This is a genomic window from Aliiglaciecola sp. 2_MG-2023, from assembly GCF_030548145.1.
Classification (GTDB): Bacteria; Pseudomonadota; Gammaproteobacteria; order Enterobacterales; family Alteromonadaceae; genus Aliiglaciecola; species Aliiglaciecola lipolytica_A.
Genome location: NZ_JAUORY010000018.1, coordinates 68,798 through 95,433, shown reverse-complemented (window position 1 = coordinate 95,433; position 26,636 = coordinate 68,798). Strand labels below are relative to the sequence as shown.

Genomic DNA, 26,636 nt, shown 5'->3' with positions numbered 1-26,636 from the left:
CTTTCATTTTAATTTAAGTCGAAATTGCCATTTTGTAGACAACTATCATTTCTGTTTTTCACCACTTTATACTAAGAACTTAAGGTATCACTTTAAATACCTAAGTATTACTAAGCAGATTTATTTGTGCGCTCCACTGTACCAAACTCAACCCACGTTAAAAAACAAACCAAATTAATTGAGGTCAAAATGAAGGCACAAGTAAAACTTCTTTTGTTAACCAGCATTGCAAGTTTAGGTATCACTACTTTTGCAAATGCATCAATTAGCGTTTCTATGGAAACGGTTTGTAAACAAGCAAACAATCAGAAATTAGCGGTTAAAGCAACACAATCAACCGCTACGGATAATAGCTCTGCATTATTGTCACAACACTTTGCTGTGACAACCTGTAATGGCAAACAGCTGCTAGAACCCACAACTTTAGAACAAGTTAAAATATTGTCGTCTAAATCAGTCGACAACCAGCTTGCAAGTTCAACTGATTAACCGAATTGGACTATCCAATTTAGAAACTAACCATTTCCTTTGATACTTAGTGGTACTTTCCCATCCCTTGATGGTAATAGCCGCTCCTCCCCGGAGCGGCATTTTTTTATCCGTTTCTTTGCTCGGCATTTTCCCAATCTCTATTGACTCGTCTTGAAGTCCAATAAAATGCCAAAATAGATAAAAGATAAGGGACAACTAACCAACTCAGTGCCAACCTTAAGGATTCCACTTCACCATGTGACTCACTCAACATGTTACTAAGAATACCAATAAACGTTGGTCCTCCGCCTAACGCTATAATATTCAGCACAAAGAAGAATAATGCTGTTGACATTGCCCTTACTCTTACTGGTGCTAATGTTTGCGCTAAGGCAAATGATGGCCCCAGATATGCTCCACTTGTAAACAGTAATACGGTCAATAAAATGAGTGACAAGATTGGACTGCCAACCTGCAATGCCATAAACAATGCGGGCGTTCCAATCAGCAACATGCCAGCGGGCACTAAACCGTAAGCTTTTTTACTTTTCTTACCTAATTTATCAACTAATGCTCCACCAAGCCAAACTCCCGCAGCGTAGGCAGTACCATTACTGATACCCATAAAAATAAGTAAATTAAAGAAACTGAAATCAGGATGTGCTCGAACAAAAAAATCGATTATCCACGTAGAAATTGCGTAATTGCCAAAAGACCCAAAAGAAATACCAATACACATCCCCCACCACGAAGGGATAGTGAGCAAGGTTTTAATAGCCTGTTTAAATGGCACAGTCTGCATATCTGCATTACTGTTATCTCCTCCGCGTACCGGTTCTTTAACCGTAAACTTCAGCAGTAACGCCAATACAACCCCTGGCAAGCCCACACTGATCATAACTAAACGCCAATCCGCACTTCCCCCTTTGATAAGAAAGGCAGTAGCAAAAAACGCCAACATAACACCAAAAGGAATCCCCAATGAATAGAACGCTAGGGCACCTGCACGTTTATCCTTAGGAAATAAATCAGAGATCATAGAGTGTGAAGGAGGACTACCGCCCGCCTCGCCAATCCCAACCCCTATGCGTGCCAATGCAAGTTGAAAGTAACTGGTTGCAAGACCAGACAATGCGGTAAACCCGCTCCAAAGGGTCAAAGAAATTGCAACTATATTCACTCGGCTATATTTATCGGCCAACCATGCAATTGGAATCCCGACAAACGTATACAACAAAGCAAAATAAATTCCTTTCAACCAACCTAACTGCGCATCATCTAATCCCAGATCGGCTTTTATCATCGGAGATAAAATACCGATAATTTGTCTATCGATAAAGTTAAACGCATAAACTAAGGTCAATATGACCAAAACATACATTCTGTATTTGTTGCTGACAGGCTCTTGCGACGCAACTACGTCAGGACCATTTTTAGCGTTATTCGACATGTAAACTCCCAGTTATCATTCAAACTGTATTCATACTAATGACCATTCGTTAAAAATAACAAGCAAACCTGTTAACTATTTGTAAATAAAATAATTATCATCATAGAGATTGATAGATCAGTTGATTCGCGAGCTTCGAACAAGAGAAACTTTAAATCACCTCTGGGTTACATCATGATCGGTAAAATGATTCAAAACCCAACTGGACATCCGACCAGCTTACAGTTATAAAAGCATCTCTTTTAGGGGATCAAATATATGACATTAGATGAGTTATTAGCGCAGGCCAAAGAGCACAGCCTAGATGCTAACAAACAACCAACAATGACCATTCCAAAGGAATGGGGTCAAGGACGCACTGTATTTGGAGGATTATCCGCATCTATACTTTATGCAGCGATAAAGGTAAAAATTGACGATGACAGAGTTATGCGCTCCTTTAATTGCAATTTTGTTGGTCCTTTACTTGTGGATACGACTTTCGAAATAGTTGTTGAAATTTTACGTCAGGGTAAAAATGCGACACAAGCATTAGGTCGAATTGTCCAAGATGGAAAAACTTGCGTGACTTGCCAAGTCTGTTTTGGAGTAGCCAGAACCTCAAAAATAGTTGTGAAAAACAACGATACCCACACTATGGAAATTCCCAAAAAAGGCATGTTTTTACCGCAGATTCCTAAGATAACACCTAAGTTTATGCGTTTTTATGATCTGTCAATTGTGGAAGGCAGAATGCCATTTATGGGCAGCAAAAAAAGCGGAATTAGCGGCTGGATGCGATTCAAAAAACCGCCTGTAGAAATTACCGATGCGCACTTAATCAGTTTAATTGATGCGTGGCCGCCGACTATCCTGCAAATGCTCCGGTTACCTGCGCCATCAAGCACAATGAGTTGGAACATTGAATTCATTCATCCACATCAAGATTTTTCACCTGCGGATTGGTTTGCTTTTAAAGCCATCACCAGACAAGCGGCAGACGGTTATGCTCATACTGAAGGGAATGTATGGGATCAAAGCGGCCAGTTAATTGCCATTAGTCGCCAAACAGTGGGTATTTTCGACTAAAGATTTAAGCAGCTCACACAATAGCCGCAGACGCAGGACTAAACATAGCAAGGACGCTAAGACTCTGCATACCCACATGGCTTAAAGCAGCATCTAAGTCACTATCTTCTAAACCTAAGTTTTCATATAACTCAACTTCGAGGTTAGCGTGTCCAGAATAAATTTCTGGATTACAATTATCGAGAGCCAGAATATAGCTTAATTGCATAATTTGCTGTTCAACATCCGAGACTTCATGTTGGCTGTAGTGCTGTTTACTGATGGGCGTAACGATCGCATCAGGTATTCCCCACATTCTTACTAGTGTAGAGCCAATATCCGCGTAAGTTGCACCGCCTAATAACTTTAACTGTAGCTCAAGTGGGGTTTCAGTTTCGTTAATTTGCGCGCACTTTTTAGCAATTTCGGGGTTGAATCTGACCATAACCAGCTCACCCACATTATGTAGTAGACCAGAAACAAATAATCTTTCAGACTCTTTCAGTTTTTTACGTTCTGCAAAATACTTACATAACAAAGCGCAACAAACAGCATTTTCCCAAAAACGCTCTAAATCAATCACCGAAGAATCTAACTGTGTAAAGGTTCGGCATATACTGCACGCAACCACTAAGTCATAAACGGAGTTAGTACCAATGACTTGAATGGCTTTAGACACTGTTTCGATTTTATTAGGAAATTTGTAAAGTGCACTATTGGCTATTTTTAAAATTTGTACTGTTAACGCAGGGTCGAAATTTATCACGCTAGCAATGTCATCCATACCACTAGCGTCATCATCGATAAGTCTTTTTATCTGAAGCACTGAATCAGGTAATACAAAAATGTCTTTTGCTTCAGAAGCATAATCCAACGCGTGCATCATTAAAACTCCGTTAAACCTTATGGTAACTAGTGTAGTTAACTTAACAAAATTTGCCTAAAAGGTGGAACTATTATTCACAATTTAGGATAAAAATAATCCCAAAACCAATTTAGCATGATTTCATGGTTGTATTGTACAACTCTACCGCCGACATTGATTCTGTTATCGTTTGTGGATTGTTAGTTAACTGGTAGATCAGTTCTATTACCTTTTTATTCACTGGCGCGGCAATTCCTAATTTGGCCCCTTCCTCAACTATTGCCCCATTTAAATAATCAATTTCCGTTTGCTTTCCATTTGAGATATCCCACCACATTGATGTTCTGACATTTTCATCAATAGCTAACATGCGATTAGCAACTATTTTGAATATAAAATCCGGTAAACTCAAAACAAAGGGAAGAGAATGGGCAGAAACGGAGGTCACTTTAGGTAACACTATCCCTTTTGCATCGGTAACCAAAAGTAATTCACGCATCATTTGCGCTATAACCAATCTATATTTTCGCTGTTGCAACATGTGTTTCACTGGAATATTGGCTAATGCATTGACACTATTCCCTAAATTTAATTGTAACTTGGCCCACAATAACCAAGTCATTTGAGTACACATAGAAAACGCTAAAATCGGCGAATCTATACTGGCAATTAACTGCTCAGTAAAGTTGCGATCATCAATACAGCTTTCAATAGTCAATCTGCCTTCTGACCCTCGATGAAAATGGCCATCGGCTATCTCCACCACATTGAACGGCACCATAGCTCTTAACACTCGGTTATTAGGAAAGGCTGTTTTAATCACGCTCTCTGATCCCAAGCCATTTTGACAGCAGATAATGGTTGTCTGATGATTAACCAGTAATTGCAATTGCGCTAAAGAGTCCTCCACAGCGGTGCATTTTACGGTTAACCAGATAATATCAAAACTATGCTCTGTTTCTGAATCAGGTAATAAGAATGTAAGGTTGTTAACTTCCACCCGGTGCTCTAAATAGTCCGTTAAAATGATTCCTTTAGATAATTTGTTTACGCTGTGTGATCGAGCCAAAAACGTCACATTTTGGTTTTTGTGCAGTAAACTAGCGCCTAAGTAGCTGCCAATAAGTCCAGCTCCAAAGACTAAATGTTTCGCCATTATATGTTCCATTATTTAAACTTTAAGCTATCTTAAGTCTTTCCCACTTTACTGCATAGGGTTATCATCCACGACCTCCATTGACATGCCCAAAATTGATACTTAGATGACTCAGCAAGCAGAAAAATTACCTAAACAGCTATTGGCCATTGGTTACGTGTGGCCAGAACCAAACTCTTCTGCTGCAGGAAAACACATGTTGAGCTTATTAAAGTCATTTATAGCTGCCGGTTATCAAGTGTGCTTTGCAAGTCCTGCAATTCAGACTGAACACAAGATCGATCTAACTGAATTGGGGATTGAAGAAGCCAGCATCGAGTTAAATCACAGCTCTTTTGATCAGTTTGTTGCCAACTTAAATCCGCAAATCGTTCTATTTGACCGTTTTATGATGGAAGAACAATTCTCTTGGCGTGTTGCGCAAAATTGTCCCAATGCATTGCGTATTTTGGATACAGAGGATTTACACTTTTTACGTGATGCCCGTCATAAAGCCCATAAACAATCGCGGCAAGTATCTGAATCAGATTTAAAAAGTGATATGGCGATGCGTGAAATTGCCGCGATATATCGATGTGACCTAAGTTTGATTATTTCAGAGTATGAAATGAATGTTTTGCAACAGCAATTTAGCGTGCCTTCAGCGTTATTGCATTATTGTCCTTTTATGCTGGATATTAAACAACTGAAGAGATCTCCGGTCGAGTTTAGCCAGCGACAACATTTCGTAAGCATTGGAAATTTTCGTCACGCGCCAAATTGGGATGCGGTTTTATATCTTAAGCAAACAATTTGGCCATTAATTCGCAAACAAATTCCGTCAGCCCAATTACATGTCTACGGTGCATATCCGCCACCTAAAGCCACTGATTTACACAACCCAAAGAGCGGCTTTTATGTGGATGGATGGGCCGAAGATGCGTTTTCAGTATTGCAACAAAGCAGAGTGTGCATAGCGCCACTGCGTTTCGGTGCGGGTTTGAAAGGCAAGTTAGCTGATGCCATGTGGACAGGCACACCATCAGTGACAACCAGCATTGGGAGTCAAGGGATGAATGACTCTTCAATGTGGCCAGGGGCGATTGCAGATGATCCGCAAGAGATAGCGGATCAAGCCGTTGCTTTATATCAAGATGCCAAACAATGGCAACTTGCTTCTGACTATGGATATCAATTACTCGCGCAACGTTTCAATTTGCAAGTGATCCAACAGCAGTTACTAGAAAGAGTCGACTACTGCCTGACACATCTGGCACAACTCAGATTAGATAATTTTACTGGGATGATGTTACAACACCATTCCCATAAAAGTACCCAATATATGTCACAATGGATAGAAGCGAAAAACGCCAATCCAAAGTGACCTATGAACTATAATCGACTGAGTTATTTGACCTGTTTGACGATGCTTTTTTCACCCAACCATTCAATCCGATAAAGGTCTCGTCTTTTATCTAAAAAGTTACGCACTGAGCCAGTATTTTGTAAAATTTGTAATTTATCCAAATCCACGTCAACGATTAACGTCATTTCGGTATTTGGCGTGGTTTCGGCCATCACTGCATCATGGGGGAATGCAAAGTCAGACGGAGAAAATACCGCTGTTTGTCCGTACTGAATATCCACGTTGTCCACTTTGGGCAAGTTTCCGATACTGCCGGCGATAGCCACATAACATTCATTTTCTATAGCACGTGCTTGCGCACAACGCTTCACTCGTAGATAGCCATTTTTTGTATCTGTCCAAAAGGGTACAAATAGAATCTGCATCTCTTCTTCACTAAGCAAACGTGCAAGTTCCGGAAATTCAACGTCATAGCATATAAGTACACCAATGCGACCAAAATCTGTCTCAAATAAAGTAAGGCGATCTCCGCCTTCCATTGCCCAATCTTTTTTCTCAGAAGGTGTGGGGTGCAATTTATATTGAGACTCTATGGTTCCGTCTCGTTTGCAAATGTAGGCTACGTTGTACAACAAATCCTCTTCAATTAGCGGCATAGAACCGGCAATAATATTAATGTTGTAGCTCACCGCCATATGCGACACCGCATTCACGATTTCTTCGGTATAGGTAGATAGATGTTTAATTGCTTCGATCGAAGAACTCTGGTCGCCAAGCCCCATAAGCGGAGCATTGAAAAACTCTGGGAACAGGGCAACATCGCAACGGTAATCAGACAACGCATCCACAAAGTACTCAAATTGTTGCAGCAACTCCCCGACACTTTCCATTTCACGCATCTGCCATTGCACACAGCCAATACGAACAGAGTCTTTTTGATGACCAAACAGTTTGCGCTTTTTCGGTTCATAATAAATATTGAACCACTCTAATAGCGTTGCATATCCTTCAGACTCTTTGTCTTCAGGCATGTATCCACGTAGTACGCGCTTAACTTCAAAGTCATTCGACAATTGAAAGGTCAAAATCGGATCGTAGAGATCTCTGCGCTTTACTGCTTCTATGTATTTTTGTGGCGAAAGTTCATGACTATGATTTTTATAATTGGGAATCCGTCCACCTAATATAATGGCGCGCAGATTCAAACTTTGACACAGCTCCTTGCGAGCCTCGTAAAGCCTTCTGCCCAGTCGCAAGTTGCGGTATTCAGGATCGACAAAAACTTCAATACCGTACAACACATCACCATTGGGATCATGGGTTGTTAAATAGGAATTACCGGTAATTTCGTCATAGGTGTGCTCGTCACCAAATTTATCATAATCAACGATAACTGAAAAAGCGGCGGCAACCACTTTGCCATCATCTTCAATACAGATTTGCCCGTCTCTGAAGATTTTTAACATCGCCAAATAGCGTTTTTTGGTGATGGAGCCGCCCAAATTTGGGTATACCTTGTTCATTATGACTTTGAGTACGTCAAAATCTGATTCAGTTAGATTTCGAGCAAGTAATTTGACTTCATTTTCTTGAGACATATATTTCCTATCATCAGGCTTTAGAATTGCTAAGCACAACTAAATCGAACATTTACCTATTTTGATTGGCATAATGTTGGATTTTCTCAATTACCGCAGCAAGACCGTTACCGCGGGTTTCACTAAGATGTTTGTCTAACTGTATATCAGACAAATATAATTTGTAATCAAATGCTGAAACAAATTCAGCCGTTTGGTTTTGAATGGGTTCTAAAATAATCGCTAACAAGCCACGGACTATTTTACTGCTGGCATCCACTTCAAATGCTAAGCGATTTGGCGATGTGGTTTTACACAACAACCATACCTGAGACTCACAGCCAAACACTTCAGAATCAGCTGTTTTTTTATCCTCAGCTAAGCGTTTGAGGGATTTCCCCGCCAACATAATTTGCCGAAAAACCTGATCCCATCCCCGTGCCGACTTAATACTATCCGCCAACACCAAATTATGTGTTGGAATGTTCAACACCAGATTATCAACTTGGCGATTGGCAGTATCAGTGGTTTTATCAAAGGCAGCAGATTTTGCTGAACCTGTGAAGCCTAATTGCTGAATAGCGCTGCTTAACTGGGCCACAAAAAAGTCGATTTCAGCAAAGGTATTGTAACAACTTAACGAAACTCTTATGGTTCCTAAGATGTTCAATGCCTTCATCAATGGCATTGCACAATGATGCCCTACTCTAACAGCAATGCCTTTTTCAGCCAGAACAATACCAATGTCCTGACTATCATGACCTTGCACAGTAAAAGACAATGTAGCAATTCGGTTTACAGGGTCGCCATAAATAGTCACCCCGGATAGATTTTGAATTTTGTCGAGCAAATACTTGATTAAAGCGGCTTCGTGTTGAATGATTTGCGCACGGTTAACATCAATAAAATGTAATGCTTCTTTTAACGCTAGTATGCCTTCAATATGCGGTGTGCCAGCCTCAAATTTTAACGGGCTAGCTTGGTAAGTCGCCGTATTGAATTCAACATTTTTAACCATCTCTCCGCCGGTTAAGAATACCGGAAGACTCTCCAGTGCACTCTGTTTGCCATAAAGTACGCCCGTGCCGGTTGGAGCAAACGCCTTATGACCACTAAATACTAAAAAATCACAATCTAAGTTGTTCACGTCAATGGGTAGATGGGCGATGGCTTGTGCAGCATCGACTAAAGAAATGGCGTTTACAGCTTTAGCTTTGCGTAAAAAGGGCTCAACAGGCTGAATGCTACCTAGCGCATTCGAAACTAAAGCCAGCGCCACAATACACGTATTATTGGTAAGCAGTGCCAGGCCCTTTTCGAGCTCCCAAACACCCAGCTCATCAATTGGAATAATGTCGATTTGCAAGTTTTTCTTTTTTGCTAAGATTTGCCAAGGAACAATATTGGCGTGATGTTCTGTGGCCGACAGAAGAATCCGTCCACCAGAGGGAAAGTCCCTTTCTGACAATGATTTAGCAACCAAGTTGATACTTTCAGTTGCGCCTTTGGTAAATACTATTTGCTGTTTTTTTTGTGCGCCGATGAACTGCTGAACATAGCCTCTGGCATCCTCAAACTCAGCCGTGGTTTGATTGGCTAAGGAAAATGACGACCTATGTACATTGGCATTTTTAAACAGATAATAATCTTGAATACTGGTCAGCACGTTTTGCGGTTTCTGAGTAGTTGCCGCATTATCAAAATAGACTAAATCCGCATTCGCTGGATGTTGAAAAAATGGAAACAAATGACGTAGAGAAGTATCTTTCATAGGGGCATTTAATCTGTTGATATCTGTAAAATCGACTGGACATCACCTAACTATTTTTTGTGGGTGATGTCCGCAATTGATGCTAGTTGGACAGAAATATATATGTGGCCATTAGCAAATAGGATTATTCCATTAGTTCGGCAAAACACTCTGTCAGTTCTTTTGCTTCAAGCATGATGCCCTCTTCATCCTCACTCAGCGGAAATACCAGTATCAAAGTTCCGTTTTTTTCCATTCCTGGTAACCACTGCTGTAACCAATCATCTAAAAGTATTTGTTTTGGCTTACAGTCAGGAAAATCATTTTTCTCCCACGCTTTAGCGAAGGATTCACTGGGCCAAATTGGCATGCACGCATCTTCTTCAGCTTGCAGCAATAGCCAACCATTTTCCCCGAACAGCCCCCACAACTCTTTGTTTTCTATCATTTTAGACAACGCATAATCGAAACGCGCTTCAGGCTGTAATTTACTAATAGTGATAAATTCATCCGTAGATAGTTCAGGCATCAGGTTTTCCTTTTTACATCGCCAAAATTCATTCACAGCAAGCCAAATGAACAAAATTTAGCCATTTAGCTTGCAAAATACACAGTTTGATAGCTTAATTATCCTATTAGGGAAAAATATTATGCCACTGGAAACTGTGAAATCTACTATTGCCGCCCCCAATAAAAAAACCTGGGTGTACGGTGTTTTGATTCTGCTGATCTTTGCAGCACTGGGTTATTACGCTCTGTTAAATCAAAAAGATCGCACCGCTAATCATGATTATTATAGAGTGCTTTACGAAGCTTCCAATGAATTTAAAGAAAATTTAAATAAACTGGATAGTATGCACCGATATAAAGAAGGTGTTTCTTCCATACGGTCCCTACTCCCGAGTTATACCCGAAAAGCCAATTCGGAACAAAACCTTTTGAAAGCAGATGGGTTTAAATATTCAATTGCGGGGCAAACTCTGCTCGTCAGTGCAGATCTAGACGCTAATGATGAAAAGTTCGAAGCGGAATTGTCTTTTGAAGATATTCTTCCAAATCCGAAAAAAGGATTTAGCAAATATTTATTCGCAGATAAAGAAGGAAAAGTCATTGCTACCGTTGGTGATGAAAGCACAATCTCCATCGTAGAATTACGTAGTATCAATCAACAAATCCAACAAAAAAACAAACAGTTCCAATTTAATTTTAGTGAATCTCAAAAATCGGCAGCAAGCGACACTAACCCGCCCCTTCCAAGCTACAGCAATCATGTGGATATGAAAATATCCTATGGTGATTTCCGTGTATTTGTATTTCCATTCGCGCTGGAAATTCCATTAAAAAAACTGTCAGAAACCTCAGAAGACGGTGCACAGAATAAAATGGTAGAACTGGACAAACTATATTTAGTTGGACTGCTACCACAGAGTAAACTTAGCAACCGAGAAAACAATGATTGGAACCTGTCTTTGCTGGTTGTCACGCTGGTCAGTTTATTGTTCATGTGGTGTCTTCTACGTTTATATTTACTGCCCAAAAACCAATCTATTACTCGCTCATACCGCTCATTAACCGTTGTATCGAGTTATGCTTTTTTTATCGTAATTTTAGCCTTAACTTTAGGTTACATGCAGAAGTCTTTATTACAATTAGAAAAAGATCAAATAGCCTCAGAATACGCTAATTATTTAGGTCAAAAACTGCGTAAAGATATTAATCATGTGTTCAGCCGCTTAGAACAATACAAAACGTTTTATGGCGAGATGTTAGCGACACTTTCGTTATTTTCCGAAAATTCACAACCTTATGATAATTACAAAAGTGAAGATCTAGAAGCCTTCAACTTATCCATGAAAAAAGCAATTTTAAGTCTTAATGCAACACCCTGTGTTGAAGGCCGCCCAGCATATTGGTTACCAGGTAGTGCAAGTACCCCCAATAAGACTTATCCGATAACGTATAACTGCTCGGTTGCCCCCGAAAACCCCAATTTTCTAAAAGTAACATTCGATGATCACGCGATAAATGTGATGTTGAATGCGTATAGATCTAACAAAGCCGATCATGTCATATTGGATTTCTATTCTAATAATCAACTACTTGACTTAACTGCAGAGAAATCGTTAAACACCTCGGTTACTCCTGATTTTATTCAAGATCAATCGCATACCATATTATCGGCATTCGCGATCAACAAAGAAGGTAACTCAGTGCTTCCTTCTCTGAACTTTCAAGAGAGTAACGCACTACCGGCAACCTTTAATTTGTCGCACCGAAACTATTATAAAAAAGTCAGAGATCAAAAAGGTTGGGATATTGACAGGATCCCCTCTGCGATTAAAAATAATGAGTCCCCAAATCAATCTAATCTTGATATTCAACCCTCAGAAAAAAATGCGCCTTCCGGCCCGTTTAAGAATGTATATATTCAGCGTTTATTAAATGTCACTAATGGCACTCGTGGTACCACAATCTCAATGCCAATTTCGTCTGCTGATAGTGACAAAACCTATGATTACATTTTGGCCGCAGATGTATTATTACCTTCAATGTCACTGGGACAATCTCCCCCATACGATTTTAATTACATGGTGGTAGATCGCAGCACTGGTGACGTTATATTTCATAATGATTCTAGTCGCTCATTAGTGGAAAATTTGTATTTCTCTGGTGATAACCGCTCTGCACTGAGTAAATGGCTCAAAGCTGGCTTAGACCATTATCCTGAATTAGGCAGGGAACTCATTGAAGGTACCTATCACGGACAAAGTGGTCGATTTGCTCTTTCCAGTACGGTAATAGACAAATGGGCAATAGTCGTATTTTATCCAAATGATAGTTTGCAGACTTTCATGACGAACCAATTTCTTTATGTGATGACCACATTTGCAGTCATCATTGGTTTGATGGTGATAGGAATATATTCGGTACGCCATTTTGTTTGGACAAGTACCTTAAAAGAAAAGCTCAAATTACCTGCCAAACTCAATGTTAGGTTAGTCATGTTGGTTAGCTCGGTGCTCTTTAGCACAAGTTATTGTCTTTACTTCTTAGGGCATAATATCGACACGCTGTTCAGCCATGGGAATGGCTTGAATTGGTCACTTTGGTTACCCATAGTTGGTTTACTGATTGCGACTATCTTGGTATATCGCGGTTGTTACAATCATTTTTGTTTTCCATACAAAGAATTGAACGATTGCACTTTGGATTCAGCGAAACGTGGCTCCAAACGACTCATTATTGCGGTTCTTATCGCGGTAGGGATTCACTTTTTATATCTACAAAAAACGGCTAGCACACCAGAAAAAACGTTAGATTTTCACTATCAACAACTGGCTTGTAATTGGCTTAATTACGAAAGACAAGAAGTCAATTCAATTGGCTTAAGTCGCTACCCCAACTCTATTACTTCAACTCGAATTACGCCCACTAATTTACTGCCCTTAGATCCAAAGTGGCGAGCACGTTTGACCCGTAAAGATGGGGATTGTCAGAATCACTCTGCGCAAATCCACCCAGACGATTACCCTAGTTTGAGTTCTGTTTTTGGCGCCACCTATTTATGGCAATGGATAAATATTTATATTCTCGATAGAGAACTTGCAGCCAGCTATCAACCCGACTCTGATTTTCGAAGCTATTCCCATAAAATGCCGGGCGGGCTGATCAGCTCAATTGTATTTTACACTGCGCTATTTGCTGTGATTATTTGGGCATGGTTTAGATTCAACACCCAATTATTGTGGAATCGTCTGTATTGCCCTGAGCGTTTTTTGCAGCATATCAATAGAATGACAAGTTCAGTGCAGACATTGCATTTTGAACAACGCAGTCACAACTTAAAAATTGAATGTGACACGATAAAATTAAACGGCATTGGCTTGTCACTTCTGTTACGCAGCATGAATCTTAAGTCGGCGGTTGCTGCAAACGACATGCAAGCAAACCATCTTTTAGCAGGATTTGAAAAATTATTTTCGCTCAGTCCCTGTTTACAAAAATTCAGTGAACAAAGTAGCTTTTTACCGAATTTAAAACTGAATATTATCAATCAAGATCCTAAGAAGATCGCGGTTGAAATTTGGGACATTGAAACCTGCTTAGAAAAAGGTGAATTTAGACAATTGTTGCTCGACTTAATCATGGAGATTAAATCACTGACGTTATCCGGTCAATTAGATAGTTTTACCATTTACACTGGTTTTCACAGCTTGCAACGGGTCAAAATGAAAGACCCCTTAATGCTAGAACAAAGCAGCGTATTGGATCATGCCGAATACCTTTCTTGGGCAGAATGTTTAATGGACTTCATTGTGGTAATTCCTGAAAGCTTTAAACAAGGCATTGATTGGCAAATGTTGAAGGAAGAAGTGGATGCGTTTCCAGAGTTACAATTTTTACAACAAGAAGTTGAACAATCAGAACAACTAGAATCTTGGGCGCACATATGGAAACGAGATGAACAACTCAACATTGAAAGCCGCTGGAGTACCATCAATTACATATTGCTTAATGCAGAGGCATTATACCGCTTCAAATGGGAATCTTGCTCCAGCGCTGAGAAACTCGCTCTGCTTAATTTGGCTAAACGTCAAAAACTAAACCCTGCAAATACCCAAATGATTGAACATCTTGCCCTTAACGGTCTGATTACTGTGCGCAAAGGCAATATCGATGTTATTAATCGTAGCTTTAGCCATTTCATCTTGCATGCAGAAACTAACGCGACTCTAAACCAATTGGTTAAACACGGTGAAGAAGGTTTGTGGAAAAGCTATCGACTGCCGTTGGGAGTCATTATTATTTTAATTATTGGAGGTATCGCACTTACCTCAGGCGAATCTATTTACATCATTGCAGCTTCCATGGCTGGCGTACTAGGCACTATTGCCAGTGTCACCAATAGTGCCAATCTGCTTCGTGGTCAAATGAAAGATTAATGTCTATGTAGCCAATAATTGAGCACTATATAAAAATCGAAACAATGGATAAATAAAGGCTAGCGACAGCTTTTGTGTGCGCACTCCACTAACGGCTGGTGAGCGGCATAAGTTAGCGATAAAACACGAAAAACGCGCAAACTCTGCCGACTTCAGTCTACTGTGGATTGCAGCTCTTTATTGGGTGGATTTCTCATCCCGTTCACTTAAATGCGAAATAGGTTCGTCTCCCATCCTTGGTACAGGTGGCTTAGGATAGTCAGTCCAATAAGTGATATGAAGCTCTAGGTTATTTGCCCAACTTTCATCTCCCCCTTCGGGATACTGTCCCTTAATTAATGTTTTCACATTCATATTAGGAAGTTGCAGTTGGGATTTATCAGAATCACTGGTTTCAAGACCTTCAGCTTTGGCAAATTCAGTAAATTGCCCCCAGTAATTGCTATTGTCAGCGTTCTCGCCCTGCGCGCTATCATTTGTAACAGATAATTCAAATTTGCAGGCAACACCATATTGGAACAGGGACATCCAAGGTTTTTCGGGGGCTCCTTGATCGTGCAGCTCTTTTTGCTGAACTGGCGTTCGATATCCTTCAACGAGTGTAATCGGAACATTTTTTTGTGTCAGATGCGTAATCAAATTTTGTACTTTTTGTCGCATTATCGGGTGTAAATTTTTTAAGACGGTATTGAGTGTCATGGTTGTTTTCCTTCTATTCCTTCTTTATCTATTTGTTTTTTAAATAAACGGAAATATTTAGTCGAATACTTATCCAATACTTCAATAAATCACTTTGAACATCATTACTTTACACGTAATCTCTATAGTTGCATATTTTTTAAACAGCTTGGTTTATACTTTGAAAAAACTGTTTTTTTTAAGATCCGCAAGGCATCATCGTTAAGAGGAAACTGAATGAGTAGCTTTATTGCTGAGTTAAGACGACGCAATGTATTCAATGTCATAGCGGGTTACGCTGTCATTGGCTGGTTAGTCATGCAATTAGCCGTGGTGTTGGAAAGCGCATTACACTTACCAACTTGGTTTGACACGATCGCAACAATCCTAGTGATAATTGGCTTTCCTATCGCGGTTTTACTCGCTTGGATTTTTCAATTTACGCCTAAAGGTTTGGTTCGTACCGCAAAAAACCCCGCATTAAGTAAAGCGGCTAATTCTAAAAATACGATTACTATTTTTACATTAACTGGGGTAATTAGCGCTGGACTGATCACGCTGATGTGGATGCATTTAGGAAAAAACACATTAGTCGATGAAAACCGAGAAATCACTCAGCAAACAAGCAACGCAAATGTTGAAGTCGTTACCAGCTCTGCGACTCAGTCGATTGCCGTTTTGCCATTTGATGATTTTTCAGCAAGCAATGATCAGGGTTATTTTGGGCATGGAATTTCTGAGGAATTACTTAACCTATTAAGTCGTATCAAAGGCTTACGAGTTGTATCGCGCACCTCATCTTTTGCCTTTGTGGATACAGATTCGACCGTAAGTGAGATTGCTAAAGAACTGAAAGTCGCACATATTTTAGAAGGAAGTATACGTAAATCTGGCAATACTATTCGCATCACAGCTCAACTGATCAATGCACAAACTGATGAACATATCTGGTCTGAAACCTATGATCGTCCTTTGTCAGCGCAAAATTTATTTGCAGTACAAGACGAAATAGCCAGTAAAATAACCCAACAACTCAAGGGAAAGTTAACCGTAGTGCCGTTAAAAGATTCTGATAAAACCTTGTCTTTAGAAGCCTACGAGCTTTATTTGCAAGCCCGCGAAAATCAGAAATTACGCTCGCCAGAAAGTCTAGCCCTAGCAGTTCAAAAATTTATTAAGGTCATTGATCTAGATCCAAATTTTGCACATGCCTATTCAGGTTTATCAGACACTTATTTGCTGATGGAAGCTTATGCCGGCTTAGATAAACAAGCATCCCGAGACAAAGCATCACCATTAGTTGCCAGAGCACTTGAGTTAGCGCCTAATTCTGCAGAAGTGCTAGCAAGTGCAGCATACCTAGCAAAAGATAAGAATACTGCCGCGTCCATCAAACAAGCCCAACAATATGCGACACAGGCCATTGAGGCGAATCATAATTATGCTAATGCATACTTTCTTTTAGGCGGTATTTTGTGGGAACAAGGCAAGCTCGATGAAGCAATTGAGCAGTACAAAAAAGCGAGACTACTGGATCCACTTTCTAACAATATTTTAAGTAATCTTGCGCGTATTTATTTATCCGTTGACGATAGAGTGAACAGCAAAATCATTGGCGACGACTTAGTGCGATTGCACCCTACCCAACCTTTTGGTTACAGTGTTTTAGCCGATCTTGCTTTTAAAAGTGGGAATTATTCGCAGGCTCATAGCATGTTGCAAAATGCCTATACCCTTAACCAACAAAGCACGAGTATCAACAGAAACCTAGCTAGGCTATATAATTTAGTCGGCTTATACCAGCATGCGCTTTGGTATAACGCTAGTCCTACTAGCCAAGTCTGGCACGGCATTTACACAGATAATCTAGGATTGGCGGCCGAGCAGTTAGCAAAAGTCACAGACATGACAGATATTGCATGGTTTTTATATTATTTACGTGACTATGAGAAAACCAACCAAATTGTGAACGCTTATATTGAGGCCTATAAGTTGCTCGACAGGCCCATCGAAAGTGCGGCAAGTGCAGACTTTATAATTGCACTTGCGCAAACTCGTCAAGCACTGGGAGAAAATAATGAGCAACTGTTAAGTATGCTAAAAGAATACTTAACTAACAAACCCACTCAACAAGTAAGTAACTTAAATGAAATAAAACAACGTATTTTGTTTGCCACTCTTACCGGCAACCATCAACAGAGTTATAAATGGTTAGAACGGATGAGATCATTGGGCTATATAATGACTTTTATCGATCCTATTTTTGATGAGATAAAAAGTATTGCTGAATTTCAAAACCAACAACAAGATATGCGTGAACTAAGGGATAAGTATCAATCGCAAATTAAAGCACAATTGCGCACACCTAACCCCTTATGGATAGTTCCTCCTAGCGATATTTAGGACAACTTCATCGTGCTAACTCTTAGCCCGAAATAGCACTAAAAAACCTAACTTGACAAGCGTTGCGCCAAGCCACTACTTCTTAAACAGACATTGTTTATACAAGCTTGCAGGCTCTCTTTGTGACTGTATAACACAAACTTTTCCCGTGCACGGGTAAGGCCAGTATAAAACAATTCTCGGCTTAATCCTTTGGCTGACGGATTTAAGTTTACGTCGGGCAAGCACAGATATACCTGATTAAATTCAGAACCTTGGCTCTTGTGAATGGTCATGGCATACACAGGTTGATGTTCAGGCAACCGGCTTAACAATACACCTTTGTAACCACCTTCTGCGGTCTTGAACCACGCTTTTTTTAATTCTCGATTTTCAGGATCCGGCATTACTATCCCCACATCACCGTTAAATAATCCTAAATTATGATCGTTACGGGTTAACATTATTGGTCGGCCTATGTAGTCTTTTTCATCCATTGAAATAAAACCCTGACGATCTAATTCCCGAGTAACTTGATAATTGATGTTATCCACTCCCCACTCACCGGATTTATGGGCGCATAAAATTTGTTGATTTAATAAATAGCTGAAACCTTGTTTCAAATCCCCTTGATTTACTGACAAAAAATAGGCTTTTAATTGACTAGCGTATTGCCGCGCGAATACTTGTACATTGCCATCTTGATGCCAAGTTAAGGTAGCTTGTTCGGTATCAGTGAGTATCGATAAAACAGCATGGGCATCACCTTCAATAACTTGTTCCGACAACAAACCGATTCCACTTTCTGACGAGAATCTGTGACTTTTTCGCAATTTAACTAAGCAGTCCGCGATGGGACTAGTACCACGACTTTCAGGTCGTTGGGGAATATTTTGGTCACAAATGCGAATAATCTGTTGCGCGGTATGCAATGAATATTCAGGGTATGCTTTACCCAATAACGCGGAGTGACAAATATCGGATAAAACACTGCCAGTCTCAACCGAAGAGAGTTGATTGTGATCTCCTAACAACACGACTTTTGTGTTGATGGGAATCGCACTAAGCAGCCTATACATCAATGGTAAATCTACCATCGACGCTTCATCAACAATCAATGCATCCACATGCAATAAATTTTCCGCATTGTGCCTAAATTCAATTTGTCCCGGTTGACTTCCTAATAGTCGATGAATTGTACTGGTTTGTAGATTTAATCCCGTTTTGTAGTTATCCGGCAATGATTCTCGCGCTGACACTATAGATTCAGTCAGCCGTGCTGCTGCCTTGCCCGTTGGCGCAACGAGTTGTACTTTGAGCTCTTTTCCGTTGGCGTGTTGAAGGGCAAACAACAAGGCTAATAACTTGGCAACTGTGGTTGTTTTACCTGTGCCGGGCCCTCCGGTTATAAGGCTAAAATTACGTGTCGCTGCAATCCCAACCGCCACTTTCTGCCAATCGATTTCGGTTTGATCTTGCCCCTCAGGAGCACTAAATAATTCATCAACAATAGGTCTTGCGACGTCGCTAGACACTGTCGTTTCTACTGCTAACTTTTGTTGAATGATTTGGGTTAAACCCATCTCATATTGATAGTATCGCTGCAAATAAATGGCATTTTGCGCGAATATTAATGGTTTTCGAGGATCTTCAACAGGGTTCGAAGAAATACAATAACTTGCATGAATAGCCTCAATTACCTCATTAATACTCGAAAATCCGAGTAATTTAATTTGCTTGAAAGTAAGCTCATGTAAATTTAAACAACTGTGTTGCTGACTCAAACGTTGACTCACTAGACCTGAAAGCAGCGCTATGTTTTGGCTAAGATGGCTTTCCTGCTGAAAAATAAAATGCGCAAAAGCACTATCGAGGTTAGAAAGGCCCATAGCGCTAATTTGACGCTGACAATTAGTATAAAAGTGCGTATCGAGAAGACCATTTACCATAAATCCATTTGCTCCTGACTGGTACTTTGTGGCGCAGCAAAAGAGTCTATTTCCTCCCCTTGAAACAACTTATCAAGGGATTCAATTATGACTTTCTCTGGTTTATAGAAGTAAATTCCGCTGCCTGGGTAATGCTCTGACATTCCCCGTAAGAACAAATAATATGCGCCACCGACATGCTGATCATAATCATAATCAGCTAACTTACTTTTCAAGAATCGATGTAAGGCTAAAACATAGAGCAAAGACTGCAAATGATAATCGTGCTCCACCATGGCTTTTTGCATTTTATCTTCGGCATAGTCAGCATAATCAGGACCTAAGTAATTAGATTTATAATCGGCAACGTAAAAACGGCCATCTAAGCAAAACGTTAAGTCGATATAGCCTTTTAGCATGCCGTGCAATTGGGTAAATTGATATTGCCTTTTACTGGTTTTAAAAACCTTATTAATCAATTGATTAAAAGGTGCTGCTTGCACCGAATTTAAAGGTAGATGGAACTCCATTTCAGGACAAACTTGGTCCTTGGTTAACGATGCCAAGGTAAAAGTCGTGTTAGTATTTTTGCTATGAGTGAGCACAATACTGGTGTTTAGCACGTCTTTTAGCCAGATTTCCACTGTTGCATTCCACTGCTCATCAATACCAAACCAACTGCGTTGCTGTTCAATCACTTGAGAAAGCTGGCTAGGCTGTTGAAAATCAATATTTTCTAACACGCCGTGTAGGAAAGAACCGGCTTGCGCGCCTCGAGTAAACTCAAATCGACTTAAATTATCTTGCGCAGAATCGAGTTCCACTTCCACCTCTTGGGCTGAAAAAGTTGAATCGAGTTGATTTATGGTTTCGCTTTCGTCGGTACCAGGTTGCTCATGCTCAACATGAAATTGATTGCGAGCAATCGCAGAATAGCTCGTTATCCGCCAGTTAGCATCGATTGGCGTTTCAATGATATTGACTGCCAAGGAAGTATCTAAAGTTAATTTATCAGGTCGGTACGGTAATATCTCCGGTTCAATATGCACTGCGGTGTATCCGATATCACCATACTCTGCCAAGCTCTGAATTCGCTGACCGATAAAACTATTGGTTGGTTCAATATTTTCTAGCGAAAGCAATTTCCCTAAAGCAGTGTGAAATAATCCAGAAACAGATTGGTTTTTTCCCAAAGCAGGATTCCAAATCCCAACAAAACAGTTGTAAACAGCGCGAGTAAGTGCCACATATAACAACCTTGTATCTTCGGCTAAACGTTCAAAATCTGCTTTTTCTAAATTTTCAGGAGTGTTTTCAAAATCCATGGTCAAGTGAAAATCTTGATCATGAAATAGCGCTTCCGATGCGGGTTTATAAGAACACCCGAAAGGCACAAAGACATAGGGAAACTCTAGCCCCTTGGATGCATGAATGGTAATAATTTGAACTAAATTGCCGTCGGTTTCTAAACGTAGTTGATGGGCTTCATTATTATGATCTGGCTGCTGTATTTGTTGCCCCAACCAATACAACAATTGATTATCACCTGGAGTGATAACACTTTGTTGCTGCAACATTTCAACTAAATGCCTTAGATCAGTTAAACGTCGCATGCCATCGCTAAAATGCGTCATTAATCCAGTAAACACGTGAAAATGCTGCATAACTCGATTGAGCGCCATCATAATACCAAAGCGTTGCCAGTGTTGCTGCCAAGTAACAAACAGCTCGACTATTTGCTGCCAAGCTGATTCACTGGTAAATAACTGATCCAACTCTACGCTATTGAAGCACATTAGTTCACTGGTCAATGCTGCTTTAATCCGCCTTTCGTCAGAAGGGTTGACCAATGCATCTAGTACACGATACAAGTCCATGGCTGTTTCTGTGGCGTACACGCTATGGCGAACCAAAAACACACTGTCTACACCTCGAGATGCCAATGCCTGCTTGATTAAGTTTGCTTCATTACGATCTCTAACGAGTACACAGCAATCTTTGGCTACAACGTCGCGTTTTAGTTGCTCTAATTCTGTTTGTACATTTAATTGACCGTGCTGCAATAGGTCAACAATAATATTTGCCGTATGGCCGGCCAAATCAGTCTTTGCATCTTTATTCCCAATAACATCTTTAGCACCATGTAGATGATAGAAATTTAAACTGGCATACCGATTTTCATTCGCTTCCAAAAAAGTGGACTTAGATGCAGCCTCTACGGGAAAAAATGGAATCGCTTGTTCAAACAAGAAGCCCTTATCGCTTTTTGCAAACAATTGGTTTACCGCTTCGACCAAAGATTGCTGTGAGCGCCAGTTTGTCGCTAACGTAAACTGCTTTTCATTGCCGATTTGCTGCTTAGCTTGAATATAGGTGTATATGTCAGCACCACGAAAACCATAAATAGCCTGTTTAGGATCACCAATCATGATTAACGAATAGGATAAATCAGGATTTTCTTGCAGTGGATAAACTTGGCTAAACACATTCAATTGGCAATGATCGGTATCTTGAAACTCATCAATCATTGCGGCTGGATATTGTTTGCGGATCAGATCGGCTAAGGTTTTGCCATTTTCTCCCATCAAGCCATCATTTAAACGAGTTAGCAAATCATTGGGTGACAATTTGCTGGTGCGCGCTTTAAACGCTTCTAGATTTTTCCGTACTTGCAAAAGTGCCGTGTTTTGAACTGCATTACGCAGTGCTGTCACAAATGAATGTCGTAACATCTCTGTTAATTCAAAACGCTTAAAATTTAAATCGCTTAAATCTGGACTGGTTTTAGAACGTGCTTTTTCCACTTTTTCAGGAAAAAAGTCGATCCAACCTTTATCAAACGGGCAGATAACTGAATCACTTTGACAGAAATCATCCATTACCCGGTAGATATCTGGCTTACCCAGTTTAGTATTGCCCTTGAGCTTAGCTTGTTGCAATTGGGCCGACACATTATGCTGCAGCCACCAGCTTTTTAGGCTGTTTGTACTGTCGATTAGTTGTTCTAATAATTGATTCGCATGGCTCAACGTAAGCTGTTTACTGGGAATGAATTCCCGCTCTAAAATCCCCCTCAACGACTTTATTAAAGGTTCGGGGCCTGACCAAATACTACGCACATACTGAACCATAGTTTCCGATAAAGGCACGATTTCACTGCGCCAAAAATCTTCAACTGCTTGTTGTATCCAAGTAGATTGGTCTAACTCTAGCTGTTCGTCAAAAACACTGCCACTGGCAAATGCGTGTTCAGACAACATCCGTTGACTAAAGCCGTGAATAGTAAAAATTGCTGCTTCGTCCATTTGTCGTGAGGCCAACAACAAGGTTTCGCAAGCCAGAGCCATATCAGCCGTATCATCGATTAACTTTTGAATAAAACCATCGCTACTGTGGCCTTGATAAAAGTCCAAATAAGCACTGTGCAAACGTCGTTGAATTCGTTGTTTTAGCTCTGCCGTGGCTGCATTTGTAAAGGTCACAACTAGAATCTGTTCTACTCCCAACCCTTGACGCTGGTCGGATTTAGTTAAATTCAAGCCCTCACTTTGATGCCCAAGCAACAAGCGTAAATACAAATTAACAATGGTATAAGTCTTACCTGTGCCGGCGCTAGCTTCGATTAGCGAAGCGCCTAAAAGTGGGTAGCTGTAGGTATCAAGTTGCTTCATTTAGATACCTTATAATCGAATATTGGCGCAAAAATCATTTCGCTCAATTGTTTAAATTCGGCAAAGTTAGCTGACAAATCAGGGCACACCCGATGAATATTGGTCTCTTGACCTTCTCCTGAGCTAAAAATAGTGCCATTAAACTCAGCTAAGGTTTTATCTATATCTTGAGTTTCCAGCCATTTTTTTGCGCTATTGGCGAAAAACAAAGGGGGTTTATTAAGACCAGAGGCAAATACATCGAATAGAATATTTAAATATTCTATTGCTTGGGCTTGAGGTACAACAGTCAATTCTAATGGTTTCTCAATATTAAGATATCGAGCGACACCACTTTTTCGCTCCGATGATGCGCAATAACATAGCCATTTCAACCATAATTCAATCATATCTTTACCACGTATTTTACCGGCTCGATATAACACTAAATCTGTACCGTAGATCTGTTTTAGCCAACCTTGTATAGAGCCGTTTTCTAGGGCTTGGTCAACCTCTACCAAGCTTGCTTTTTTGGCTTTAATATTCTCTATCAATTGATTACGTAGACTCTCAGATGAGCGCCAAATTTGATTGAAACTTAATGGGCCAGCAGCACCGGTGGGCAACTTGCCTTGTGCCAAATAATCCTGATAGAACTGTTGTTGGAAGGCTTCTTCGTCCATTTGAAGTTTTAACATACTATCTAAAATAGTGTCGTTTAATTGAAACCGAGTTAATGAATCTATATCAAAAGGTTCTTCATCGACTAACTCATTAAAGTAAAGTGACAAACTGGTGCGCCAACGTTGGCGAAAGAAAAATTTGGGCGGATTCTGGAAAAAGGCGATTAAATCGTTCAATTCTACAATGAGTTCATTATCTTCCAGTTGACTTGGCAAGGTTTCAGTAAAAAAATGGGCATCTAGATTTTCAGACATTTGTGCATTCAGTACTTTTAACCAAATTGGTTGATAACTCTGTAAATTGTTGGATTTATCAAAATACTGTTTTGAAAATGGCTGCAGTCCATGGGGTTGCATTAAATGCTTGCTTAGTTGTTGCTGGGTCTGTTCAACCGGCAGGCTTAATGTGTCGGCTACACAAAATACCTGTTGGCAGTAATCCAATAATTCGGTTACTAAAATAGACGGATTACGCTCTGAATTATCACGACTACTATTACCAAGAAAGCTGACATAAAACTCTTTACGTGCTGATAAAATGGCTTCTAAAAATAGATAACGATCATCCATTCTGCGGGAGCGATCGCCTCTGCGATTCTGGGTTTCACGCATTAAATCGAAGCCAATTGGCACAGTCTGCCGCGGGTAGTCCTGGTCATTCATCCCCAACAAACAAACTATTTTGAAGGGAATACTGCGCATCGGCATTAAAGTACAAAAATTAACTTTACCGGCTAAAAACCGCTGCCCTACTCCTTTGTCTTGCAAGCGCTGTGTCAATTCCGCAACAAATACGTCCTGACAAACGTCTTGATTAAACTGGTTTATATGATCTTGCATACTTTCCAATGCTTGACGCAATTGGTTTAAATAGACTTGTTCGTTTTCATCAACTGAATAAATTAATTCTATGAACGACAAACTTTGTTGTACCTTGTTATCTAAAGTGTCGCTTTGTAAGCAAAATTTCAGCACATTTTGCAGAAGCAAAGCAAATTGGTACAACTTACCTAACGCAATAGCTCTTTGCCCTTCGATATCTTTATAGGGGGCAATTGGAAGATTTTCAGACACTCTACCTGTGAACAAAAATTCACCGCTCATGGCGTAGCCAGATAACAATCGTTCGAGCGCAAAAATTAGCGTATTCTGAGATTCTTCAGGTACTGCCCAACGAGTTTTATCATCGCCGCTTAATCCCCAACGAAAACCAACTTCAATTAACCAATCTCGAATATCTTCGTATTCGCTGGCAGAAATATCAAAGCATTTTTGAATTGCGGGGATTTCTAAAAATACTAAAATTTCAGATAGGCTTATTCGACTCTGATGTAAATTGAGTAGATTAATAAAGCTTTCAATAATATGTGATTCTTGCGCTGCATTACGGTCTGAAATTCCATAAGGAATAAAGAGATCCGACTCCGCACTACCAAACACCCCATCGATATAGGGTGCATAGGCTGCGACATCGGGCATCATCACCACTATATCTGACGGCTTTAGTTGTGCATCTTGCGAGAAATGGCTCAGCAAATGATCATGTAACACTTCCAATTCTCTGACTTTCGAGTGACAACTATGAATTTGCACCGATTTGTCATCTTCTGATATCTCTATTTTTGGAAATTCCACACCATTGGTTAACAGTTCATCGGCTGACAACGGCGGTTGAGTATCGCGCATTGTTAACTCATACATTTCATGTTGTAACCAACTTAATAGCGTATCAGGTTGCACCTCGACAAATATATCACTCGATTCTGCACTGCTAGCCAACAGCATTTCCAAGTAATCACGCCCTGGTTTCCCCCAACTCGCCAATAAAGGATTGCCAACGTCGAACAATGCACTGCGCTCAGATTGGGTATCGCCTTCTTTTAATTTATGTCGGCTCAAGGTATTTTCATCCACAATGTCACCCCAGAAGTGTTGACTCGGGTTACTCCAGAATAAAAATACATCGCGATGCGCAGCCAATGCTTCAAATACGTCTAATTGCTGCTGTGGCAAAGTAGAAATGCCAAATACGTATAGCGTTTTTTGCCCCCTAGCCGGCTCACTTTCTGCTATTTTTTGCAGTAACTGGGCATGCAAGTTCGCTCGATGATAGACAGATTCGCCCAGTTTACGAGTCTGCGCCACCAGCGCTCGCCATAATATTGGTTGCCAAAGATGTGACGTGATGAGTCTACCATCAACGCTATTTTCACCCGTTTCCCAAAGATTAATCCACTCAGGACGATAGACTTGATATTGATCGAACACATCTGCAATTTTTTGACATAGCTGATAAAACTTTAACTCGCGGTCCCCGTTGAGATATAGCTTTATCTCAGTAAATTCAGGCGTGTCTAAAAAGCCCTCGAGAATACTCATTAACTTCCAAACCATATTAGGCTTAGTGAATGCAGAAGTTTCAGGTAAATCATTAAAAAAGTATTTATATTGCTGCCAAATATAGCTTGATGGCAGTGGAAATTCGATGTTGGCTGCTACCCCTAAGGTTTCGGCAATGGCAATTTTAATCCATTGCGCCATTCCTGGACTTTGCACAATAATAGTTTCTGGGACGAGTAACGCCGACAAATTGCCTTGTGCTTGAGGTGAATTTTGAGAAGGCTTTGGTGATAACTTGTCTAACAAATCAGCCTGTAACACTTCCATTTTATTTGACTGAATTAAATGCAGCACTCAACACCCTCTTCCTT

General features: G+C 40.3%; 15 protein-coding genes. 5 read left to right on the top strand and 10 right to left on the bottom strand.

Annotated features, from left to right (window positions below; genetic code table 11):
* The first annotated feature begins 189 nt into the window (after window positions 1–189).
* A complete protein-coding gene (locus Q4567_RS16505) occupies window positions 190–489 on the top strand; it encodes a hypothetical protein (protein WP_303501128.1) in 300 nt (99 codons plus the stop codon).
* Window positions 490–595: 106 nt separating this feature from the next.
* On the opposite strand, the gene Q4567_RS16500 is transcribed toward Q4567_RS16505, so the two are convergent.
* The gene (locus Q4567_RS16500) at window positions 596–1,921 is read right to left on the bottom strand and encodes an MFS transporter (RefSeq protein ID WP_216047268.1); all 1,326 of its coding nucleotides are present in this window, start codon (window positions 1,919–1,921) and stop codon (window positions 596–598) included.
* 258 nt (window positions 1,922–2,179) lie between these two features.
* On the opposite strand from Q4567_RS16500, the gene Q4567_RS16495 reads away from it, so the two are divergent.
* Window positions 2,180–2,989, top strand: coding sequence for an acyl-CoA thioesterase II (locus Q4567_RS16495; RefSeq protein ID WP_303501126.1), 810 nt, complete (start codon window positions 2,180–2,182; stop codon window positions 2,987–2,989).
* Window positions 2,990–3,002: 13 nt separating this feature from the next.
* Here Q4567_RS16495 and Q4567_RS16490 read toward each other — a convergent pair whose 3' ends face one another.
* Both Q4567_RS16490 and Q4567_RS16485 read right to left on the bottom strand, forming a co-directional pair.
* Complete coding sequence (locus Q4567_RS16490) at window positions 3,003–3,854, bottom strand: HDOD domain-containing protein (RefSeq protein WP_342807978.1); 852 nt, start codon at window positions 3,852–3,854, stop codon at window positions 3,003–3,005.
* A 109-nt stretch (window positions 3,855–3,963) separates the two neighbouring features.
* The gene (locus tag Q4567_RS16485) at window positions 3,964–4,989 is read right to left on the bottom strand and encodes a 2-dehydropantoate 2-reductase (protein WP_303501124.1); all 1,026 of its coding nucleotides are present in this window, start codon (window positions 4,987–4,989) and stop codon (window positions 3,964–3,966) included.
* A gap of 106 nt (window positions 4,990–5,095) precedes the next feature.
* Here Q4567_RS16485 and Q4567_RS16480 point away from each other — a divergent pair, with 106 nt between their 5' ends.
* Window positions 5,096–6,352, top strand: a complete 1,257-nt coding sequence (locus Q4567_RS16480; RefSeq protein WP_303501123.1) for a glycosyltransferase — start codon at window positions 5,096–5,098, stop codon at window positions 6,350–6,352.
* A gap of 23 nt (window positions 6,353–6,375) precedes the next feature.
* On the opposite strand, the gene Q4567_RS16475 is transcribed toward Q4567_RS16480, so the two are convergent.
* The 3 genes from Q4567_RS16475 to Q4567_RS16465 form a co-directional block, all read right to left on the bottom strand.
* Complete coding sequence (locus Q4567_RS16475; protein WP_216047271.1) at window positions 6,376–7,932, bottom strand: bifunctional GNAT family N-acetyltransferase/carbon-nitrogen hydrolase family protein; 1,557 nt, start codon at window positions 7,930–7,932, stop codon at window positions 6,376–6,378.
* A gap of 52 nt (window positions 7,933–7,984) precedes the next feature.
* Entirely contained in the window at window positions 7,985–9,682 is a 1,698-nt protein-coding gene (locus Q4567_RS16470) for an aminotransferase class V-fold PLP-dependent enzyme (protein ID WP_303501120.1), read from the bottom strand.
* 124 nt (window positions 9,683–9,806) lie between these two features.
* Window positions 9,807–10,190 carry a DUF2750 domain-containing protein gene (locus Q4567_RS16465; protein ID WP_216047273.1) on the bottom strand — a complete coding sequence of 128 codons (384 nt, stop codon included), beginning with the start codon at window positions 10,188–10,190 and terminating at the stop codon, window positions 9,807–9,809.
* 121 nt (window positions 10,191–10,311) lie between these two features.
* On the opposite strand from Q4567_RS16465, the gene Q4567_RS16460 reads away from it, so the two are divergent.
* Window positions 10,312–14,604 carry a hypothetical protein gene (locus tag Q4567_RS16460; RefSeq protein ID WP_303501118.1) on the top strand — a complete coding sequence of 1,431 codons (4,293 nt, stop codon included), beginning with the start codon at window positions 10,312–10,314 and terminating at the stop codon, window positions 14,602–14,604.
* A 177-nt stretch (window positions 14,605–14,781) separates the two neighbouring features.
* Here the strand turns inward: Q4567_RS16460 and Q4567_RS16455 are convergent, their stop codons facing one another.
* On the bottom strand, window positions 14,782–15,303 hold the full coding sequence (locus Q4567_RS16455) for a hypothetical protein (protein WP_216047275.1): 522 nt from the start codon (window positions 15,301–15,303) through the stop codon (window positions 14,782–14,784).
* 216 nt (window positions 15,304–15,519) lie between these two features.
* On the opposite strand from Q4567_RS16455, the gene Q4567_RS16450 reads away from it, so the two are divergent.
* Window positions 15,520–17,685, top strand: a complete 2,166-nt coding sequence (locus tag Q4567_RS16450; protein ID WP_216047276.1) for a tetratricopeptide repeat protein — start codon at window positions 15,520–15,522, stop codon at window positions 17,683–17,685.
* A 47-nt stretch (window positions 17,686–17,732) separates the two neighbouring features.
* Here Q4567_RS16450 and recD read toward each other — a convergent pair whose 3' ends face one another.
* The 3 genes from recD to recC are packed head-to-tail and all read right to left on the bottom strand — an operon-like array spanning window position 17,733 to window position 26,619.
* The gene (gene recD / locus Q4567_RS16445) at window positions 17,733–19,613 is read right to left on the bottom strand and encodes an exodeoxyribonuclease V subunit alpha (protein WP_303501116.1); all 1,881 of its coding nucleotides are present in this window, start codon (window positions 19,611–19,613) and stop codon (window positions 17,733–17,735) included.
* The gene (gene recB / locus Q4567_RS16440; protein WP_303501115.1) at window positions 19,607–23,263 is read right to left on the bottom strand and encodes an exodeoxyribonuclease V subunit beta; all 3,657 of its coding nucleotides are present in this window, start codon (window positions 23,261–23,263) and stop codon (window positions 19,607–19,609) included. The genes recD and recB overlap by 7 nt, the downstream gene beginning before the upstream one ends.
* Complete coding sequence (gene recC / locus Q4567_RS16435) at window positions 23,260–26,619, bottom strand: exodeoxyribonuclease V subunit gamma (RefSeq protein WP_303501113.1); 3,360 nt, start codon at window positions 26,617–26,619, stop codon at window positions 23,260–23,262. Before recC ends, recB begins: the two co-directional genes overlap by 4 nt.
* Between the last annotated feature and the right edge of the window lie 17 nt (window positions 26,620–26,636).

What these genes read in the sequence shown, in the direction of transcription:
- Q4567_RS16450 (WP_216047276.1), top strand. Translation starts at nt 15,520, where the DNA reads ATGAGTAGCTTTATTGCTGAGTTAAGACGACGCAATGTATTCAATGTC.
- Q4567_RS16475 (WP_216047271.1), bottom strand. Translation starts at nt 7,932, where the DNA reads ATGTCTCAAGAAAATGAAGTCAAATTACTTGCTCGAAATCTAACTGAA.
- Q4567_RS16455 (WP_216047275.1), bottom strand. Translation starts at nt 15,303, where the DNA reads ATGACACTCAATACCGTCTTAAAAAATTTACACCCGATAATGCGACAA.
- Q4567_RS16470 (WP_303501120.1), bottom strand. Translation starts at nt 9,682, where the DNA reads ATGAAAGATACTTCTCTACGTCATTTGTTTCCATTTTTTCAACATCCA.
- Q4567_RS16465 (WP_216047273.1), bottom strand. Translation starts at nt 10,190, where the DNA reads ATGCCTGAACTATCTACGGATGAATTTATCACTATTAGTAAATTACAG.
- recB (WP_303501115.1), bottom strand. Translation starts at nt 23,263, where the DNA reads ATGAAGCAACTTGATACCTACAGCTACCCACTTTTAGGCGCTTCGCTA.
- Q4567_RS16490 (WP_342807978.1), bottom strand. Translation starts at nt 3,854, where the DNA reads ATGATGCACGCGTTGGATTATGCTTCTGAAGCAAAAGACATTTTTGTA.
- Q4567_RS16495 (WP_303501126.1), top strand. Translation starts at nt 2,180, where the DNA reads ATGACATTAGATGAGTTATTAGCGCAGGCCAAAGAGCACAGCCTAGAT.
- recD (WP_303501116.1), bottom strand. Translation starts at nt 19,613, where the DNA reads ATGGTAAATGGTCTTCTCGATACGCACTTTTATACTAATTGTCAGCGT.
- Q4567_RS16485 (WP_303501124.1), bottom strand. Translation starts at nt 4,989, where the DNA reads ATGGCGAAACATTTAGTCTTTGGAGCTGGACTTATTGGCAGCTACTTA.
- Q4567_RS16500 (WP_216047268.1), bottom strand. Translation starts at nt 1,921, where the DNA reads ATGTCGAATAACGCTAAAAATGGTCCTGACGTAGTTGCGTCGCAAGAG.
- Q4567_RS16480 (WP_303501123.1), top strand. Translation starts at nt 5,096, where the DNA reads ATGACTCAGCAAGCAGAAAAATTACCTAAACAGCTATTGGCCATTGGT.
- Q4567_RS16460 (WP_303501118.1), top strand. Translation starts at nt 10,312, where the DNA reads ATGCCACTGGAAACTGTGAAATCTACTATTGCCGCCCCCAATAAAAAA.
- Q4567_RS16505 (WP_303501128.1), top strand. Translation starts at nt 190, where the DNA reads ATGAAGGCACAAGTAAAACTTCTTTTGTTAACCAGCATTGCAAGTTTA.